14 protein-coding genes are annotated in these 18,087 nt (G+C 72.3%); 8 read left to right on the top strand and 6 right to left on the bottom strand.

Features of this window, described 5'->3' with window-relative positions:
* Positions 1 to 122: 122 nt before the first annotated feature.
* The 4 genes from AB0C27_RS12880 to AB0C27_RS12865 all read right to left on the bottom strand — a co-directional run bounded on the left by AB0C27_RS12880 (position 123) and on the right by AB0C27_RS12865 (position 4,524).
* Positions 123 to 1,271, bottom strand: coding sequence for an inositol-3-phosphate synthase (locus AB0C27_RS12880; RefSeq protein WP_357842199.1), 1,149 nt, complete (start codon positions 1,269 to 1,271; stop codon positions 123 to 125).
* Between the two features lie 174 nt (positions 1,272 to 1,445).
* A complete protein-coding gene (locus AB0C27_RS12875) occupies positions 1,446 to 2,297 on the bottom strand; it encodes a carbohydrate ABC transporter permease (protein WP_357842196.1) in 852 nt (283 codons plus the stop codon).
* The gene (locus tag AB0C27_RS12870) at positions 2,294 to 3,208 is read right to left on the bottom strand and encodes a sugar ABC transporter permease (RefSeq protein ID WP_357842193.1); all 915 of its coding nucleotides are present in this window, start codon (positions 3,206 to 3,208) and stop codon (positions 2,294 to 2,296) included. The genes AB0C27_RS12875 and AB0C27_RS12870 overlap by 4 nt, the downstream gene beginning before the upstream one ends.
* Positions 3,205 to 4,524 (bottom strand): extracellular solute-binding protein, encoded by a 1,320-nt coding sequence (locus tag AB0C27_RS12865; RefSeq protein ID WP_357842191.1) that lies wholly within the window; start codon positions 4,522 to 4,524, stop codon positions 3,205 to 3,207. The genes AB0C27_RS12870 and AB0C27_RS12865 overlap by 4 nt, the downstream gene beginning before the upstream one ends.
* A 198-nt stretch (positions 4,525 to 4,722) precedes the next feature.
* On the opposite strand from AB0C27_RS12865, the gene AB0C27_RS12860 reads away from it, so the two are divergent.
* Genes AB0C27_RS12860 through AB0C27_RS12850 form a run of 3 tightly spaced genes read left to right on the top strand, consistent with a single transcriptional unit; the run spans position 4,723 to position 8,728 of the window.
* Positions 4,723 to 5,946: an ROK family transcriptional regulator gene (locus tag AB0C27_RS12860; RefSeq protein WP_357842188.1), complete on the top strand. Its 1,224-nt coding sequence runs from the start codon at positions 4,723 to 4,725 to the stop codon at positions 5,944 to 5,946.
* 36 nt (positions 5,947 to 5,982) lie between these two features.
* Positions 5,983 to 7,914, top strand: coding sequence for a cellulase family glycosylhydrolase (locus AB0C27_RS12855; protein ID WP_357842185.1), 1,932 nt, complete (start codon positions 5,983 to 5,985; stop codon positions 7,912 to 7,914).
* A gap of 34 nt (positions 7,915 to 7,948) precedes the next feature.
* Positions 7,949 to 8,728 carry an alpha/beta hydrolase gene (locus AB0C27_RS12850; protein ID WP_357842182.1) on the top strand — a complete coding sequence of 260 codons (780 nt, stop codon included), beginning with the start codon at positions 7,949 to 7,951 and terminating at the stop codon, positions 8,726 to 8,728.
* An 81-nt stretch (positions 8,729 to 8,809) separates the two neighbouring features.
* On the opposite strand, the gene AB0C27_RS12845 is transcribed toward AB0C27_RS12850, so the two are convergent.
* Positions 8,810 to 10,861: a SpoIIE family protein phosphatase gene (locus tag AB0C27_RS12845; protein WP_357842179.1), complete on the bottom strand. Its 2,052-nt coding sequence runs from the start codon at positions 10,859 to 10,861 to the stop codon at positions 8,810 to 8,812.
* A 72-nt stretch (positions 10,862 to 10,933) separates the two neighbouring features.
* The gene (locus tag AB0C27_RS12840) at positions 10,934 to 12,742 is read right to left on the bottom strand and encodes a glycoside hydrolase family 15 protein (RefSeq protein ID WP_357842177.1); all 1,809 of its coding nucleotides are present in this window, start codon (positions 12,740 to 12,742) and stop codon (positions 10,934 to 10,936) included.
* Between the two features lie 183 nt (positions 12,743 to 12,925).
* Between AB0C27_RS12840 and AB0C27_RS12835 the strand changes: the two genes are divergently transcribed.
* The 5 genes from AB0C27_RS12835 (at position 12,926) to AB0C27_RS12815 (ending at position 18,071) form a co-directional block, all read left to right on the top strand.
* Entirely contained in the window at positions 12,926 to 13,384 is a 459-nt protein-coding gene (locus AB0C27_RS12835) for an ATP-binding protein (RefSeq protein ID WP_357842173.1), read from the top strand.
* A gap of 67 nt (positions 13,385 to 13,451) precedes the next feature.
* The gene (locus AB0C27_RS12830) at positions 13,452 to 14,234 is read left to right on the top strand and encodes a hypothetical protein (protein ID WP_357842170.1); all 783 of its coding nucleotides are present in this window, start codon (positions 13,452 to 13,454) and stop codon (positions 14,232 to 14,234) included.
* A complete protein-coding gene (locus tag AB0C27_RS12825; protein ID WP_357842167.1) occupies positions 14,231 to 15,361 on the top strand; it encodes a hypothetical protein in 1,131 nt (376 codons plus the stop codon). The genes AB0C27_RS12830 and AB0C27_RS12825 overlap by 4 nt, the downstream gene beginning before the upstream one ends.
* Entirely contained in the window at positions 15,358 to 16,785 is a 1,428-nt protein-coding gene (locus AB0C27_RS12820; protein WP_357842164.1) for a hypothetical protein, read from the top strand. The genes AB0C27_RS12825 and AB0C27_RS12820 overlap by 4 nt, the downstream gene beginning before the upstream one ends.
* Complete coding sequence (locus AB0C27_RS12815) at positions 16,782 to 18,071, top strand: AAA family ATPase (RefSeq protein WP_357842161.1); 1,290 nt, start codon at positions 16,782 to 16,784, stop codon at positions 18,069 to 18,071. The genes AB0C27_RS12820 and AB0C27_RS12815 overlap by 4 nt, the downstream gene beginning before the upstream one ends.
* Positions 18,072 to 18,087: the final 16 nt, after the last annotated feature.

The following is an 18,087-nucleotide window of genomic DNA, read 5'->3' as shown; positions in this document are numbered from 1 at the left end:
AGCCTCGTCATGGACAGACACACCCACCGGCAACCGGCCGACGTCACACCCCACTGTCACCACGCTCCCGGCGCCACGCCCAGCCGTCGTCGCGCGATCGGCGTCCACGGTCGGTGGGCGGGTCACTCCGATGCCTGGGGGGTGAGGGTGTCGACCAGGTCGCACAGGGAGCGCCACTGTTCGGCGAGCCCGTGGGAGACCTCCCCCAGAGGGTCCTTGAAGAAGAAGGCCAGTTCCGTGAGCGGGCCCGAGCGGCCGGCCTGGGCGGCGGCGGTGCTCAGGCGGGCGAGGTCGAGGATGAGGGGGGCGGCCAGGGCCGAGTCGCAGCCGTGCCAGGTGAACTCCATGCGCATCGCCGTCCCGAGGAAGCCCTCGAAGGTGACGAGGTCCCAGGCGGTCTTGAAGTCGCCGAGGTCCTCCAGATAGTCGATGCGCGTGTCGCCCTGCGGCGCGTAGCCGAGCGTCTCGGCCAGCACCCGCTGCTTGCTGGCGGCCTTGGCGGCGTTGGCGCCGGGTCTGGCCAGGTTGGCGCCGTCGCCCCCGCCGAGCAGGTTGACGCCGGACCAGGTGCGCACCCTGAGGTTGCGCTGGGCGAACATCGGCGCGAGCACCGACTTCACCAGGGTCTCGCCGGTCTTGCCGTCGTGCCCGGCGTACGGGAGCCCCCGCTGGAGGGCCAGGTCGGCGAGGGCGGGCAGGCGGGCGCCGGTCGAGGGGGTGAAGTCGACGTACGGGCAGCCGGATTCGAAGGCGGCGTACGCGGTGAGGGCGCTGGGTGGCAGCACCGGGTCGGGCCCGTCGAGGGCGGCCCGGAGCGCGGTGAGTGAGGCGTGGGCGGGATGCGGGGGCGGGACGGGTTCGGTGGACGAGACGTTGATGACGACGACGCGTTCCAGGGCGTGTTCGCGGCGGAAGTGGTCCAGGTCGACGGCGATGGCGGCGGCGGTCTGCGCCTGGGTGGGGGCGGTGGGCACCGGCCGGAGGTCCCGCTCGATGACGGCCAGGTCGCCCTGGACGGCGCGGGCCAGGGCGGCCGGCACCACCCCGGCCTCGGCCAGTTGGGCGGCCTTCTTCTCCAGGGGGACGGAGGTGACGTCGTGGCCTCCGAAGACGAGGTCGCCGATGCCGGGCCGGACGCGGTCGCGCAGGGCGGGTGACTCGAGGACGCAGCCGGTGGGCCCGGTCAGGCCCGCCCGGACGGCCAGCGCCCCGATCATGCTCGTGACGGCGACCGAGCCCCGGGCTCCGATCAGCCATGCTCCCGTTCTCATACAGTCTCCTTCGCGCGCGGGCGGTGCTCGCCGCCCCCGCGGGTGCTGCTCCCGTGGTGGTCGTAGGTGTGTATGGAGACGAAGGAATGATCGGACTAGTGACCAGGATCCGCCCGAATCGGCCGCCGTTCAAGGAGGACACGAATCTTGTTCACATCCCCTCCTGGGGGACTGTCAGCCCTTCAGGCCGCCGCTGAGCAGGTCCAGCCGCCAGAAGCGCTGCAGGAACAGCAGCAACGCGATGAGCGGGATCACCGACACGGCGGCGCCCACGATCGCGATGCCGTAGAGGGCGGGCTCGGACGACCCCTTGGACAGCAGCGTGTAGAGGCCCACGGTGATCGGGAACTTGGACTGGTCGGACAGCATGATGTACGGCAGCAGGAAGTTGTTCCACGTGCCCACGAAGTGCAGCATGAAGATCGTCACCATGCCGGGGACCATCATGGGCAGCCCGATGGAGCCGAAGATGCGATATTCGCTCGCCCCGTCGATCCTGGCCGCCTCCAGGGTGGCGTCCGGCACCGAGGACAGGGCGTACACGCGGGCGAGGTAGATCCCGAACGGCGAGATGAGGCTGGGCAGCAGGACCGACCAGTAGCCGCCGACCAGGTTCAGCTCCGACATGATCAGGTACTGCGGGATGGCCAGGGTCATGCCGGGCACGAGCACGCCGGCCAGGATCGCGTAGAACAGCACGCCGCGGCCCCGGAACTCGTACTTGGCCATGCCGTAGCCGGCCAGGGTCGAGATGAGGGTGGAGGCGGCGGAGCCGGCGACGGCGTACAGGGCGCTGTTGGCCGCCCATCGCACGAACTGGCCGTCGCCGTACGCGAACAGGTCGCGCAGGTTGTCCAGCAGGCCGGTGCCGGGGGCGAAGGTGAAGGTGGAGAAGAGCTCGGCACTGGACTTGGTCGAGGCCACGATCACCCAGGCGACCGGCACCAGGCAGTAGAGCGCGCCGACGAGCAGGACGACGGTGGGCAGGACCTTGGCCCGCTGGTGCGGCAGCGGGTGCGCCTTCATCGCATGCCTCCGAACGCCCGCCGCTGGGTGAGCTTCAGCAGCACGACGGAGACGGCCAGGGTGCCGGCGGCCAGGACGACGGAGGCGGCCGAGGCCAGCGGCAGGTCGTCGCGGAGGAAGGCGTTGCGGTAGATCAGCATCAGGGGCACCCAGGTCTGGGAGATCTCGGTGGTCATCGGTTTGAGCGTGGTCGGCTCGCCGTACACCTGCAGCGTGCCGATGAGCGCGAACAGGCCGGTGAGCACGAGGGCGGGCGCGACCAGGGGGATCTTGACGTGCCAGGCGATCCGCCACTCGGAGGCGCCGTCGATGCGGGCGGCGTCGTACAGCTCGGCGGGGATGCCGCGCAGCGACGTGTAGATGATGATCATGTTGAAGCCGACGCCGCCCCAGATCGCGACGTTGGCCAGCGACGGGTAGATGCCGCCCGCGCCGAGGAACGGGATCTCGCCCAGCCCCAGCTCCCGGGTGAGGAAGCTGAAGGGGCTGGTCGAGGGCAGGTACATGAAGCCCCACAGGAGCGAGGCGGTCACGCCGGGGATGGCGTACGGCAGGAAGATCGCGGTACGCGAGAACCGGCGGCCGCGTGAGCCCGCGTAGTCGAGCAGCAGCGCGAACAGCAGCGCCAGCCCGAGCGTCAGCGGCACGCTGATCAGCCCGTAGAGGGCGAGCCGCCCGAAACCGGCCCAGAACTCGGGGTCGGTCAGCGTCCTGGCGTAGTTGTCCAGCCCGACGAAGACCTCCTGGCGGGTGCCGAAGATGCCGGTGCCGGTCAGCCGCAGGCCGCGGACGCTGAGGTAGACGGCGTAGCCGATCGGCACGGCCAGGAAGGCCACGAAGAGCACCACCGCGGGCGCGACGAACAGGTACGGCGCCCGCGACCCGCGGCGGGCGCCGGCGGGGACGGTCACGAGCCGGCGACCTTGAAGCCCGTGGCCTTCATGTCGTCCACCACGACCTGCTGCGTCTTCTTCAGCGCGTCGGCCAGCGGCGTCTTGTCGCGGACGGCGGCGGCCGCGGCGTCCTGGTAGGCGCTGGCGGCGGTGCCGACGTTCGGGCCCCAGCTGATGTGCGGAATCGTGTTCTGGGCCGCCTTGGCGGCGACCTGCCAGTAGTCCTTCTGCGCGCCGACCAGCTTGGGCGGCTCGCTGGTGCTGGTGGCCTGCTGGCCGGCCAGCGAGGCCGGGTACTCACCGGCGGCGATCTGGAGGTCGTTGGCCGTCTTGTCGGTGTTCATCCAGGCGGCGAACGTGGCGGCGGCCTGGACGTGCTTGGAGTTCTTGGTCACGGCGAGGGCGCTGCCGCCCTGGAAGGCCACGCGGGCGTCGCCGGCGGTCCACTGCGGCAGCGGCGCGATGGCCCAGTCGCCGGCCTGCTTCTCGGCGATGCCGTACAGCACGCCGGGGGCCCACAGGGCGCTCGGCCAGCTGAGGATCTTGCCCTTGTTCAGCTTGTTGTTCCACTCGGGGGTGAGCAGCGGCTCGGCCTTGACCAGGTCCTTGTCGATGAGCCCCTGCCAGAAGCCGGCCACCTCCAGGGAGGCCGGGTCGGCGATGCCCACGCTCCACGTGGTGTCCTGGACCTTCCACCAGGACGCGCCGGCCTGCTGGGCGAGCCCGGCGAAGTTGCCGAACTCGGCGGGGGCGAACGTGGCCAGGTACGCCTCAGGGTCCTTCTTACGCACCTGGGCGGCCACGTCGGCGAAGTCCTGCCAGGTGACGGGGACCTCGATCTTCAGTTCGTCGAAGCGCTTCTTGTTGTAGACGAACACCATCGGCCCGAGGTCCTGCGGCACCCCGTAGACGGCGCCGTCGAAGCTGGTCAGGGTCCACACGTCGGGGCTGAACGCGTCCTTGATCGGGCCGGTGTGGGCGGAGATGTCGGCCAGCGCCCCGGCCACGATCATGGCGGGCAGCGACTCGTACTCCAGGCAGGCGGCGTCGGGGGCGTTGCCCGCGCGGCCGGCGGTGAGCAGCTTGGCCGCCGTGTCGGTGCCGCCGCCCACGTCGGTGTGCTGGACCTGGATGTCCGGGTGGGCCTTGTTGAACGCCGCGACCTTGTCTTTCTGTCCCGAGCCCCAGCACCAGAACTGCAGCGTGACCGGCCCCGACTCGGCCGCCGGCGTGGTGGCGGCCGGGTCGCCGCCGCCGGTGCCCGAGGAGCAGGCGGCCAGGAGAGCCGCCATGCCGAGCGCCACGATCGAGCCGGAGGCCCCTCTGATACGCATCCCGCGTCTCCTTCTCCCGGAGTTGGCTTTGCAGGAAAGTCAACTTAGGGAACAGATGAGCTCCATGTCACTACTTGTGCGGATATTTCAGTACGGTTATGTGAGGGTACTTTCACGCGGCCGACATGTTAGCTTTGCTGCGAAGCCAAGCGAGGGAGACTGGCGTTGATGGCGGTCAGGCCCCGAAGATGGGGCGGCATGTGGGACGCCCTACCCGACGCCGCGCGCTCCATCGTCAAGGAGCTGATCATTCACGGCCCCCAGTCCAGGACCGCGCTGGCCAAGACCCTGCACCTGTCGACCGGCAGCCTGACCCGGCTGACCAAGCCGATGGTGGACGCCGGGCTGCTCGTCGAGGGTGAGGTGGTGCACGACCCGGTGAACGGCCGGCCCACCCGCCCCCTCGACGTGGCCGCCGCCGAGCACCGCTTCCTCGGGGTCAAGCTCACCGCCGACCGTGTGCACGCCGTCGTGACCGACCTGCGCGCGGAGGTCATCGCCGCCCGCGACGAGCCGATCGCCGACCACGACCCCGAGGCCGTGTGCCGGCAGGCCAAGCGCCTGCTCGATGACCTCTCGAACGGCCTTCCACCACAAGGCCTGCCACGAGAGCGGCCGAACGGGAAGCGCGGCGGGCAGCCGAACGGGCGGCCGGACGGGTGGCGGGCCGGCGCGACCGTCGGCGCCGGTGTCACGGTGGGCGGCAACGCCCGCGCCTCCGCGCAGGTCGGCGGCGAGCCGCTGGTCGACGCCCCCTACCTGGGCTGGTCGCAGGTGGAGCTGGCGCCGCTGATGGAACGGGCGCTGGGCGTGCCGTGCGTGGTCAAGAACGACGTGGCGGCCCTGGCCCACCAGCACCACTGGTTCGGGCCTGGACGCGGCCTGCGTGACTTCGCGCTGATCACGATCGGCGCCGGCATCGGGTACGCGCTCATCGTCCACGATCACCTGGTCGCCGCCACGGAGGCGGACCTCGGCATGTTCGGCCACCTGGTGCTCGACGCCAGCGGCCCCATGTGCCCTGAGGGTCATCGCGGCTGCGCGGCGGCCTACCTGTCGAGCTGGTCCGTCGAGGCCACCGCCGGGCAGGGGCTGCGCCGGGCGGTCACGTACGAGGAGGTCCTGCGGCTGGCCGCGGCCGGCGACCGGGTCTGCCTCAGCGTCGTGCGCGAGGCGGCGGCCGCCCTGGGCCGGCTCATCGCCCACGTCGCCACCGTCTCCATGGTCAAGACCGTCGTCCTCGCGGGCGAGGGCGTGGAGCTGGCCCGGCTGGCCGCAGGCGACCTCGACCGCGCCCTGACCGCCGACCGGCGCGGCGTGCCCGGCTCGGTCGACGTGGTCATCGAGGCCGACGACTTCCGCGAGTGGGCCCGCGGCGGCGCGGTCGTGGCCATCCAGAGTTTCGTCACCGGCAGTGACTAAACGAGCAGACCAGAACGATCAGGAGGACGGACGCGCGTGAAACGGCAATCGGCCAAGCTCTCGGACGCCGGCATCTGGGTGGGGGTCAACTTCTGGTCGCGGGCGGGCGGGCCGCTCATGTGGCGCTCGTACGAGCCGGAGATCGTCTCGGCGGAGCTCGCGGTCATGCGTGAGCACGGCATGACCGTCACCAGGAGCTTCTTCTACTGGCCCGACTTCATGCCCGCCCCGGACGCGCTGGACGAGGAGCTGGTGTCCCGCTACGCCGACTTCCTGGACCGGCACCTGGAGCTGGGCATGCGCACGATCCCGACGTTCATCGTCGGCCACATGTCCGGCCAGAACTGGGACCCCGCCTGGCGGCAGGGCCGCGACCTGTTCGGCGACGTGTGGTTCGTGGCCCGCCAGGCCTGGTACGTCCGCGAGCTGACGGCCCGCTTCAAAGACCACCCCGCCGTGGCCGCCTGGCTGCTGACCAACGAGATCCCCATCTACGGCGACTGGCGCTCGCGCGGCATCGGCACCCTCGACCACGAGCAGGTGACGAGCTGGGCCCAGATCCTCATCGACGCGGTCAGGGCCGGCGGCGGCACTCAGCCGGTCTCGGTCGGCGACGGCGCCTGGGGCGTGGAGGTGACCGGCGCCGACAACGGCTTCCGCGTCCGCGAGCTGGCCGGGCTGGTCGACTTCCTCGGCCCGCACGTCTACCGCATGGAGACCGACCCGGTGCGCCAGCACCTCGGCGCGGCGTTCGTCTGCGAGCTGCTCGACCTCGGCGGCAAGCCGGTGATCATGGAGGAGTTCGGCCTTACCGGCGACTACGCGAGCGAGGAGCACGCCGCCCACTACTACCGCCAGGTCCTGCACAACACCCTGCTGGCCGGCGCGACCGGCTGGCTGGCCTGGAACAACACCGACTACGACGACCTGTGGCAGCAGGAGCCCTACAGCCACCATCCGTTCGAGATGCACTTCGGGCTGGTGGACGCGGCCGGGCGGCCCAAGGCGCAGGCCCGCGAGGTGCGCGACTTCGCCCGCGTGCTCGAACGCGTGGACCTGGCCCGCTGCTCCCGCCCCGACGCCGAGGCGGCGCTGGTCGTCTCCTCCTACCTGGAGAGCCGTTACCCGTTCACCCAGCCGGGCGACGCGACGATCGTCTTCGACGTGTGCCGGCAGGCGTACGTGGCGGCCCGCGAGGCGGACCTGACGGTCGGCGTGGCCAGGGAGCGGGACGGCATCCCCGGCGACTGCAAGCTGTACCTGCTGCCGTCGGCCAAGCAGCTCACCGCGCCCGGCTGGCGCGCGCTGGTGGAGCGGGCCCGCGCGGGCGCCACCGTGTACGCCTCCTACTTCACCGGCGAGCACACCAACCAGCGCGGCTCCTGGTGGCCGGACCTGGACGGCATGTTCGGGGTGCGCAAGCTGTCCCGGTACGGCCTGGTCGAGCCGATCCAGGGCGACCGGCTGACGCTGACCATGACGGCGGACCTGGGCGATCTGCGGGCCGGGGACGAGCTGGTCTTCCCTGTGGCCGGGACGGCGAACTCACGCTCGTACCTGCCGGTGGAGCCGGACGGGGCGGAGGTGCTGGCCCGGGACGCCGAAGGACGGCCCGCGCTGCTGCGGCACGCCGCAGGCGACGGCTGGATGGTGCTGGCCACCTACCCGCTGGAGTACATGGCGGCGATCACCCCGCACGCCAACCCGGAGGGCACCTGGCGCCTGTACCGCGCGCTGGCCGCGCAGGCGGGTGTGGAGCCGGCGGTCTCGTTCGACACGCCCCTCGTGAGCGCGGCCCTGATGCGGCACGAGGACGGCCGGGTCTTCGTGTGGTGCGTCAGCCAGTCGGACGCGGAGATCAAGGCGGCGCCCGTCGTGCGCGAGGGCAGCCTCAGGAACGCGGACGGCTCCCCGGTGAGCGTGGTGGAGCTGCCGCCGTACGGGGTGAGCGTGCTCGAGCTCATGTGATCGCCGGGGCTCCGGCTATGCCAGCATGGCCGGTATGACGATCTTTGTCCATGAGGCAGGACCGGCCGGCGCGCCCGCGGTGGTGCTGCTGCACGCCGCGGGCACCAGCGGCTGGATGTGGGAGAAACAGGTGGCCGCCCTCTCCGCGGACCTGCGCGTCCTGGTGCCCGACCTGCCCGGGCACGGGCGCAGCAACACCCGTGAGTGGGTCTCGTTCGCCGACACCGCCCGCCTGGTCGCCGAGGTGATCGCCGGGCGGGCGCCCGGGGGAGCGGCGCACGTCGTGGGGCTGTCCATGGGCGGGTACGTGGCCGCGCACCTGGCCGCGACCTCGCCCGAAGCCGTCAGCGGCGCGATCGTGAGCGGCATCAACGTGCTGCCGTTCCCGAACCCCGGCCGGTTGCGGCTCATGGGCGCGCTCATCACGCCGGTGATGAAGTGGGGGCCGGTGCTGCGGGCCAACGCCCGCGCGCTCAGGATCCCCGAGGAGGACGTCGCCGGCTACGAGGTGGCCGCGCGAGCCACCACCCGGCAGTCGTTCCGCCGGGTCAGCGACGAGGCGCTCGGGTTCCGGCTGCCCGGCGCGGCCGGGACGTCCCCCTGCCCGGTCCTGGCCGTGGCCGGCGGCGAGGAGCACGAACTGACCAGGGGCTCACTGGCCGAGATCGCCGCCGCGTTCCCGCACGGCGAGGCCCGGCTGGTGCCGGGCGTGGGCCACGGGTGGAGCGGCGAGAAGCCGGAACTGTTCACGGCCATGATCAGAGCCCGCGTCACCGGCGATCCCCTGCCAGGAGAGCTGCAGCCCCTCGGCTGACGGCACCACGACGGCACCACGGCCGGCCCCGGCTCATTGCGGCGGGCCCACGACAGCGGGCTCGGGCGGGCTCGGGCGGGCTCAGGACGGCGGCCTCTTTTCCGGCACCCTGGCCATGAGCAGGGCGATGTCGTCCTCGGCCGGGGTGTCGCCCACGATGGTGTCGATCACGTGCGCGCACAGGTCGTTCAGGGGCAGCGCGGCGCCGGTCAGGGCGGCGCCCAGCCGGTCCATGCCCACGTCGAGGTCGGCCTGCCGGGTCTCGATCAGGCCGTCGGTGTAGAGGGCGAGCACGGTCCCGGGGGCCAGCTCCAGCTCGCGTGACTCGAAGGAGCCCAGGCCCAGACCGATCGGGGTGCCGCTGGGCAGGTCGGGGAAGTGCACCTCGCCCGACGGCGCCACCACCGCGGGCGGCGGATGCCCGGCCGTGGCCATGGTGCAGCGCCGGGTGGCGGGGTCGTAGACCGCGTACAGGCAGGTGGCGCCCGTGGCGTCGCGCGGCTCGCCGTCGCCGGCCTCCTCCTCGGCCAGGCGCGCGACCAGGTCGTCGAGGCGGGTGAGCAGCTCGTGCGGCGGCAGGCCCAGGTAGGCCAGGGTGCGCACGGCCATGCGCAGGCGGCCCATCGTCGCCGCCGCGTCGATGCCGTGGCCGGTCACGTCGCCGACGACCAGGGCGAGCCGGGAGTCGCTCAGCGCGATCGCGTCGAACCAGTCGCCGCCGACGCCTTCGTGCAGGTCGGAGGGCAGGTAGTGGGAGGCCACCTCCAGCGTGCCGCCGCCGCTCAGGTTGCGCGGCAGCAGGTTGCGCTGCAGGGCCAGGGCGGCGTTGCGCTCGCGGGTGTACTGGCGGGCGTTGTCCACGCTCAGCGCGGCGCGGGCGACCAGCTCCTCGGCCAGGAACAGATCGTCGGTGGTGAACGGCTGCGCGTTCTCGTGCCGGACGAACACGGCGACGCCCAGGAGCTCGCCGCGGGCCTTCATCGGCACGATGATCAGCGAGTGCATGCCGGTGTGGTGGATCATCCGCGCCCGGTCGGGATCCTCGTCGAGCCAGGTGCCGGCGCCGGTGTTCATCACGGGCTCGAAATAACTCTCCCCGCTATCGAGCACCTTGGTGAAGGGCGACGACGGCGGGACGAAGACCGCGTGCCCGCGTGGCCAGAGCGATTCGGGGATGCCGGCGTGGACCGAGGCCACGCCGGCCCGGCGGAAGACGGGGATGCTCGACGGGGTGGCGGTCAGCCGTTGCAGGGGCTCGGTGCCGGGCATGACCGCTTCGCCCAGATCGACCGTGACGTAGTCGGCCAGGATCGGCACGGCCAGGTCCGCCAGTTCCTGCGCGGTCCGCTCGACGTCGAGCGTGCTGCCGATCCTGATGCCGGCCTCGCGCAGCAGCGCCAGGCGGTCGCGGGCCTGGCTATTGGTGATGTCGAGCGCCAGCGAGCAGACGCCGAGCGGCCGGCCCTCCACGCCGTCCAGCCGGAACAGCGAGATGGACAAGGTGAGCTCCCCCCGCCCGTCGGCGGGGAACGCCCGTACCTCGCGGTCGACGGCGGGCTCGCCGGTCTCCAGCACACGGCGCATCGTCCCGCTGACGGTCGTGGTGTCGTACCCGGAGATGGGCTCGTTCAGGCAGGCGCCGATCCGGTAGTGCGGGAAGGCCGCCTCCAGGCTCTCGGCCGCCGAGTTGCGCCACACGCAGCGCAGGTCGCGGTCCCAGAAGGCCATGGCCACGGGGAAGTGGGTGAGCAGCCGCTCCAGCAGCGAACCAGGGCCGCCGAACAGGTCGTCGATCGCCGGGACCAGCGACACGAGCCAGGCGTCGCCCGCCAGCCTGGTCAGCATCTTGCCGCCCTCGGCGCGGACGATGACGGCGTGCCCGTCGCGGCACAGGATCTCGGCCAGGCCGGAGATCCGCTCCTTGGTCTTCAGCCGTTTGAGCCAGGGGCCGCGGTCGGCCGGCGGGAGCAGGCGCGTGCCCGGGCGGCCGAGCACCTCTTCGGCGGTGTAGCCGGTCAGCCGTTCGGCGGCCGTGGTCCAGCCGATGACCGTTCCGGCCGTGTTGATCACGAGGAACGCCGGGACCAGCTCCGCCGCCATGCCGTCGTTCATGCTGGGCTCGAACGGTCTCATCGATCCAGGATATGGCCCTTGACCTGGGATTATTCTCCCTTGACCAACCCTTTGTGGCGATATATGCCGTCTTCAGCCGAGGGCATGATCCAGGTTGAACGCGGCGCTGATGAGCGCGAGGTGCGTGATGGCCTGCGGGAAGTTGCCCAGCTGCTCGCCGGTGTGCCCGATCTCCTCGGCGTACAGGCCCAGGTGGTTGGCGTAGGTCAGCATCTTCTCGAAGGCCAGGCGGGCCTCGTCCACGCGGCCGGCCCTGGCCAGCGCCTCGACGTACCAGAACGAGCAGATCGAGAACGTGCCCTCGGGCCCCTCCAGGCCGTCGGGACTGGCCTCGGGGTCGTAGCGGTAGACCAGCGAGTCGGAGACCAGCCCGTCGCCCAGCGCGTCGAGGGTGGACAGCCACTTGGGATCGGTCGGCGAGACGAACTTGGCCAGCGGCATCATCAGGATCGAGGCGTCCAGCACGTCCTCGTCGTAGTGCTGGACGAACGCGTTCAGCTCCTCCGACCAGCCGCGCTGCATGATGTCGCGGTAGATCGTGTCGCGCGCCCGCCGCCAGCGGGGGATGTCGGCGGGCAGGCCGCGCTGGCCGGCCATGCGCATGGCGCGCTCGATCGCCACCCAGCACATCAGCCGCGAGTAGACGAAGTTCTTGCGCCCGCCGCGGGTCTCCCAGATGCCCTCGTCGGGCTGGTCCCAGTTGTCGGCGACCCAGTTCACCAGCGTGCACACCTCGTCCCAGCGCTCGCTGGAGATCGGGTGGCCCCACTTGTTGTAGAGGTAGATGGAGTCGATGAGCGCCCCGTAGATGTCGAGCTGGAGCTGTTCGGCGGCGGCGTTGCCGATGCGCACGGGAGCCGAGCCCCGGTGGCCCTCCAGGTGGGTGAGCTCCTCCTCCGGCAGGTCGGCGCGGCCGTCGATGCCGTACATGATCTGCATGGGCCCGACGGCCCTGCTGCCGTCGCGGGCCACGTGCGTGGACAGGAAGCCCATGAACGCCTCGGCCTCCTCGGTGAAGCCGAGCCTGAGCAGGGCGTAGACGCAGAACGCGGCGTCGCGCACCCACACGTACCGGTAGTCCCAGTTGCGGCCCCCGCCGAGCTGCTCGGGCAGGCTGGTCGTGGCGGCGGCGACGATCCCGCCCGTCGGGGCGAAGGTGAGCAGCTTCAGCGTCAGGGCGGAGCGGTGCACGACCTCCCGCCACCTGCCCCGGTAGCGGGAGGCGGACAGCCAGCGGCGCCAGAACCGCACCGTGGCCGCGAACTCCCGTTCGGCCACCTCGATCGGGCAGTCGGCCGGGGCGATCTCGTCGCCGATCCGGTCGAGAGCGAGCACGGCCTGCTCACCCTCCTTCAGCTCGAAAGCGCTCCAGGCGTCCCTGCCGTCGTTCTCGACGGGCACGCTCGCCGACAGCGCGAGGGACAGGGACGGCGACTCGAACAGCGTGCGGCCGCCGTCCGTGCGGACCGTGTGGGGCTGGCGGGCGTAGTCGAAGCGCGGCGCCACCCGGGCGCGGAACGGGAGCGTGCCGCGCACGCAGGTGACCCGGCGGATCACCCGGTGCCGGGCGGCCTCGCGGCCGTCGTCCGTGATCGGCATGAAGTCCTGGATCTCGCCCACGCCGTCCTCGGCGAAGAAGCGAGTGATCAGCACGTTGGTGTCGGGAAAGTAGAACTGCTTGGTCGTGGCCGGCACGTCGGCGCACAGCTCGAACGCGCCGCCCCGCTCGGCGTCCAGGATCGAGGCGAAGACGCTGGGGGCGTCGAATCTCGGGCAGCAGTACCAGTCGATGGTGCCGTCGGTGCCCACGAGGGCGACGGTCCGCAGGTCACCGATCAGACCATGCTCACCGATCGGCAGATATCTGTCGTCTCCCCGCATATCCCCAAAGTACGCAGAAAGACGCCCTCGAAGCACCCGGCGGTCGTCAAGAGCGCGCAATCTTCCCGGCTAACCTCGCTCACCGTCCGCCGCCGGACCGGCTCCGCCCTGTTTGACGATCTCCAGCGGGGAAAGCTCGGAGGGGGCCCGCGGATCCCTCCCGAGCCCCTGTCGGGCGAGGCGATGATGATTGACGAGTTCGAACTACGGTGTCCCATCACGGCCGACCTGGCCCTGATCCGGGACCTGGTCGGCATGCACGCGCGTCACTGCGGGCTGCCCGGGCACCGGCTGGAGGACCTCGTGCTGGCCGTGAACGAGGCCGTCACCAACGTGCTCGACCACGGCGGCGGGGCCGGCACCGTCACCGCGCGCCAGGCCGGCGACCGGATCGCGGTGGAGGTCCTCGACCGCGCGGGCAGGCTCACCCACGACCACCTGGCCCGCGCCACCGTCGACCCTGCCGCGACGCAGGGGTACGGGCTGTGGGTGATCCAGCACCTGTGTGACGAGGTCACGCTGCGGCAGACGGATCGGGGCTCGCTGCTGACCCTGTTCGTGCGCCACCGCCCGCCCGCGCCGCGCCGGAACGAGCCCGTCCCTTTCGCCCGCCCGTGGAATGAGCTCGCCTTTACAGTGTAGATCTCACCATGGCGTCAGATGTTCCTGATTTACTGGAAAATGCTGGGACTGTTGGTACGCTCGCGCCATGAGTGACCGGCTGGACGATCTCGAGCGGCGGATCGACGAGCTGCGGGCCGCCGTGCGCACGGCGATGCGGGCCAGGGATGGCGCCACCGCCCGCGCCCTGCGCGCCGAGCTGCGCAGCGCCGAGCGCGCCTGGGACGCCCTGGTCAGCGGCGAGCCGCCGAAGGCCAAGGAGCGCCCGCCCGGCCTGGTCACCGTGCGCGAGCAGGTGCACCAGGGGCTGCGCCTGCTCGGGGCCTCCGCCCAGCCCCGGCTGATCGTGGCCGTCAGCGAGGCGTTCCTCGGCGGCACGATCCGCAGCGGTCAGCTCACCAGCCTGCGCAGGGACGAGGAGCGCTCGTTCAGGTCCTCGCCCTTCGGCCGCCCGTACTACCTGTGCGCCGCGCTCACCGACCGCCTCTCCCCCGCCCGCGGCCTGCTCGCGCTCAGCGCCTGGCCGCTGGAGCGGCGGGTGGTCGGCCCGCTGAGCCCCAGGGTGGACTTCCTGACCGCCGCCATCGCGGTGGCCGGGCAGTCGATGTCGCCGCCGTCGGACGGCGAGCGGGCCGAGCGGTTATTGGCGCGGATGGCCAGGAACATCCCCGGCGCCGGCGAGGCCGTGCTGGGCCCGCCGGACCCCGTACGGGTGATCGAGGCGGCCCGCGCGGAGCTGCGCGTGCACGCGGATCGCGACACGCGGGACCGCGCCGAGCTGGCAGAACGCGCCGCCGCGCAGCTGGATGACGTCACTCGCCTGTTCGGCGCCGCTACGCTGAGCACGATCAAGAAGGAGAAGGCCAAGTGAGCGGCTTGAAGCGCGAAGGCGACCCCGTGCACCGGCTGGAGGCCCTGCGGGGCACCACGCCGCAGCAGCCGCATGACGCCCGCGCGATCGCGGCCCTGGCGGCCAACCCCGGCTGCAGCCGCCGGGCCCTCATGGACGGGGCCGGCATCGACAAGGACGCCGCGGCCCGGCATCTCGGGTTCCCCGCGCCGTTCGGGCAGTCGCCGTTCGCGATCACGCGCGGCAACATGTTCGAGGCGCTGGTCAAGGCCGACGGGTGCGCGGAGCTGCTGCGCATGCTGCGCGAGCTGCTGAATCTGCCCGTCGCCGAGGTGTCCTACCACGACGTGGAGAATGTCGGCGCCCACCTGCGCCACGCCCACACCAGGTCGCTGATCGACCGGGCCGCGGCCGAGGGCCACGACGCGGGCACCCTCTACGACCATCCCCTGCTCAGCCTGGAGATCGCCGGCCACACCGCCTACCTGGAGCCGGACGTGGTGGCCTTCCAGCTCGGCGGGCGCTTTCACATCGTGGAGATCAAGTCGTTCGCGGTGATCGACGGGCAGGCCGACCCGGCGGCGGTGGCCGCGGCGGCGCGGCAGGCGGCGGTCTACGTGCTGGCGCTGCGCACCCTGCTGGAGGAGCTGGGCCACGACCCGCTGAAGGTCTCCCACGACGTGGTGCTGGTCTGCCCGGAGAACTTCGCCAACCGGCCGGTCGCGACCCTGGTCGACGTACGCAGGCAGCTCGCCGTGCTGCGCCGCCAGCTCACCCGGATGACCACCCTCGACCGGCTGCTCGAAGCGCTGCCCGAGGGTCTCAGCTTCGACCTGCTGCCCGGCGAGGACGGCCGGCCCACCAGGCCGGTGGCCGAGCTGGCCGACGCGCTGCACAGGACCACCGCCCGCTACGCGCCCGACTGCCTGTCCACCTGCGACCTGTGCTTCTTCTGCCGCGACGAGGCCCGCCAGGAGGGCGCCTCCGACCTGCTCGGCCGCCAGGTGCGCGACGAGCTGGGCGGCGTCGCCTCGGTGGCCGAGGCGCTGGGCCTGGCCGACGGCACCCGCGACCCCGCCGACGGCCAGGAGGAGATCGCCCGGCTGCTCCGCAACGCCGAACGCCTGCGCCGGGAGTGCCTGACTTGAGCCTGCTGACCTCGCTCGCCCGGCTGCGCGCCCTCGACGAGGGCATCGCCCAGCCCGTCGCGACCGTCAGGCACTGCCACCTGTCGGAGCGGCCGATGGTGTTCATCCCGCTCAAGCTGTCGGGTGAGGCCGCCGCGCCGCTCGCGGCCATGCTCGGCACCGACCGCGAACGGCCGCGCCTGCTCGTGGTGACCCAGCCGCGCAACCGTGACCTGCGCTTCGCCTGGGCGGCGGAGCTGGCCGGGGTGCTGCTGCCGTACATCGAGGGCTTCCTCAACGACACCGAGACGGTGGAGCGCAAGAACGCCGACCCCTACGAGCGGGCGCTCGACGCGCCGCAGCTGATCGTCCCCAACCTGGCCGGTGTCGCCTTCACCCGGCTGCTCGGGCGCTCGACCCGCTTCCGCCGGGCCGACGGGCCCTATCCGGTGCCGGACGTGGTGCCGCTGCTCGGGCGGTGGCTGACGTACTTCGGGGAGCGCGCCTCCTATCCGGGCTCGTCGCTGATGACGGCCGCCACCGAGGAGCTGGGCCGCCACTGGGCCAGCGGGCAGAGCGGGCTGGAGGACGCCAACCTGGCCGCGCTGACCGCCTGGATCACGACCGGGCCGAGCGACGAGGCCGAGGACCCGCTGATCTGGCCGCCCGCCGGGCCCGCGACCGACCCCGGCTTCGACGCCGAGGTGCTCGCCCCCGCCATCGACAGCGAGAAGCCCGAGCGCATCACCGAGGCGCTGCGTACCCAGCTGGAGCCCACCTGGCGGCTCATGTGGCAGGCGATCGACCTGCTCGCCGCCCTGCCCGAGGGGGCGAGCGTGGCGCAGCGGTGGGAGCACGACCGCGGCTCGTTCAGCGCGATGGCCGTGCACATCGCCGAGGGCGCGCCACCGCAGCCCCGCCGCGACGGCGCGATCACCGCCGCCGCCAAGCTGGCCCGCATGGAACGCGCCCAGGCCGGCTACGACGTGCAGCGCGCCTATGACGATCCCCTGGTCATGGCCGAATACCGGCTGAGCGGCGAGGCGTTCGCGGGCGAGGTGGCCGAGACGGTGCCCGACAACACCGAGGGCGAGGGCCGCTCACGCAAGCTGCGCCCGCTCGTGGTGATCAAGACCGACGATCCGGTACGCCTGCCGCCCGGCACCTCGCTCGGCACCCCGCAGCGCCGCGGCCAGGGCGCCGAGCTGGTGGACGCGGGCCAGGGCCTGGTCACCATCAAGATCACCAAGGGGATGGGCCGGGGCAAGACGCCCGCGCCCGGCGCGGTGCCCGAGGTCGGCGAGCGCGTCTGCTACACCTCGCTGACCGACGACTTCCAGGGCTCGCCCGCCCTGCCCGACGCCGAGGCCACGCCGTGGACGCACGGAGGCCCGCCGCAGGAATACGTGCCCGACGACGAGGACGCCCAGGAGGAGTGGTCGTGACCGGCGAGCCGACGATCGGCCCCGAGCAGGTCATCAGGAACGTGCTCGCCGACCTGCCCCGGCACCGCGGCGTGGTGGTCGACTCCCCACCGGGGGCCGGCAAGTCCACCCTCGTGGTGCGCGCCGCCGCCCACATCGCGGCCACCGGCGAGCCGCTGATGATCGTGGCCCAGACCAACGAGCAGGTCGACGACCTGGTGTCCAGGATCAGCGACAAACACCCCCACCTGAGCGTGGGCCGGCTGTCGGCCGGCGGCTACGTGCCGCCGCTGCGCCTGCTGGAGCTGCCCGGCGTCCGCGTCGGCACCCGCATCCAGGACCTGGGCGACCCCGACATCGTCATCGCCACGGCGGACAAGTGGGCGTGGATCGGCGACCGGGTGTGGCCGTGGGCGATCGTGGACGAGGCGTACCAGATGCGCTCCGACAAGCTGCTGCGCATCGCGGGGCTGTTCGAGCGGGCGCTGTTCGTCGGCGACCCCGGCCAGCTCGACCCGTTCTCGATCGTGGACGGCGACCGCTGGTCGGGGCTGTCGTGGGATCCGCTGCAGAGCGCGGTCTCGGTGCTGCTGCGGCACAACCCCGACCTGCCCGTGCACCGGCTGCCGGTCTCGTGGCGGCTGCCCGCGTCGGCGGCGCCCGTGGTGTCGCGGGCGTTCTACCCGTTCACCGGCTTCAGGTCCGGCACCGATCACGGGGACCGGTGGCTGGAACTGTCGACCGGCGGCATGGGCACCGTGCACGACCGGGCGCTGGAGGAGGCGGCCAGGTCCGGCTGGGCGCTGCTCGAGCTGCCGAACCGGCACACCGTGCGCACCGACGGCGAGGCCGTGCGGGCGGTGGCGCTGCTGGCCGAGCGGCTGCTGCAGCGGGGCGCCGTGTCGGGCTCCGAGCAGGGCGAGCGGCCGGTGACGGCGGACCGGATCGCCGTCGGCGCCGCGCACCGCGACCAGGTGGCCGCCATCAGGGCCGCGGGCCTGCCCGCGGAGATCACCGTGGACACCGCGAACCGGCTGCAGGGCCGCGAGTACGACGTCACGATCGTGCTGCACCCGCTGTCGGGGCGCAGGGACGCCACCGCCTTCCACCTGGAGTCGGGGCGGCTGTGCGTGCTGGCGTCGCGGCACCGGCACGCGTGCGTGGTGGTGGCCAGGGCGGGCATCGCCGAACTGCTGGACGCGCACCCTTCGGCGGAGCCGGTGCAGCTCGGGGTGCCGGTGAAGTTCCCCGACGGGTGGGAGGCCAACCAGTCGGTGCTGGACCACCTGTCGCGGCACCGCGTCTGATCCCGCCGCGTCTGAT

The organism is Nonomuraea sp. NPDC048882, from assembly GCF_040649755.1.
Lineage (GTDB): Bacteria > Actinomycetota > Actinomycetes > Streptosporangiales > Streptosporangiaceae > Nonomuraea > Nonomuraea maheshkhaliensis.
The sequence above is the reverse complement of the archived record's forward strand: the minus strand, read 5'-3'. Positions and strand labels throughout refer to the sequence as shown.

Coding starts and splice junctions, on each gene's coding strand:
- AB0C27_RS12845 (WP_357842179.1), bottom strand. CDS start 10,861: ATGAGACCGTTCGAGCCCAGCATGAACGACGGCATGGCGGCGGAGCTG.
- AB0C27_RS12860 (WP_357842188.1), top strand. CDS start 4,723: ATGTGGGACGCCCTACCCGACGCCGCGCGCTCCATCGTCAAGGAGCTG.
- AB0C27_RS12840 (WP_357842177.1), bottom strand. CDS start 12,742: ATGCGGGGAGACGACAGATATCTGCCGATCGGTGAGCATGGTCTGATC.
- AB0C27_RS12835 (WP_357842173.1), top strand. CDS start 12,926: ATGATGATTGACGAGTTCGAACTACGGTGTCCCATCACGGCCGACCTG.
- AB0C27_RS12875 (WP_357842196.1), bottom strand. CDS start 2,297: ATGAAGGCGCACCCGCTGCCGCACCAGCGGGCCAAGGTCCTGCCCACC.
- AB0C27_RS12880 (WP_357842199.1), bottom strand. CDS start 1,271: ATGAGAACGGGAGCATGGCTGATCGGAGCCCGGGGCTCGGTCGCCGTC.
- AB0C27_RS12865 (WP_357842191.1), bottom strand. CDS start 4,524: ATGCGTATCAGAGGGGCCTCCGGCTCGATCGTGGCGCTCGGCATGGCG.
- AB0C27_RS12850 (WP_357842182.1), top strand. CDS start 7,949: ATGACGATCTTTGTCCATGAGGCAGGACCGGCCGGCGCGCCCGCGGTG.
- AB0C27_RS12830 (WP_357842170.1), top strand. CDS start 13,452: ATGAGTGACCGGCTGGACGATCTCGAGCGGCGGATCGACGAGCTGCGG.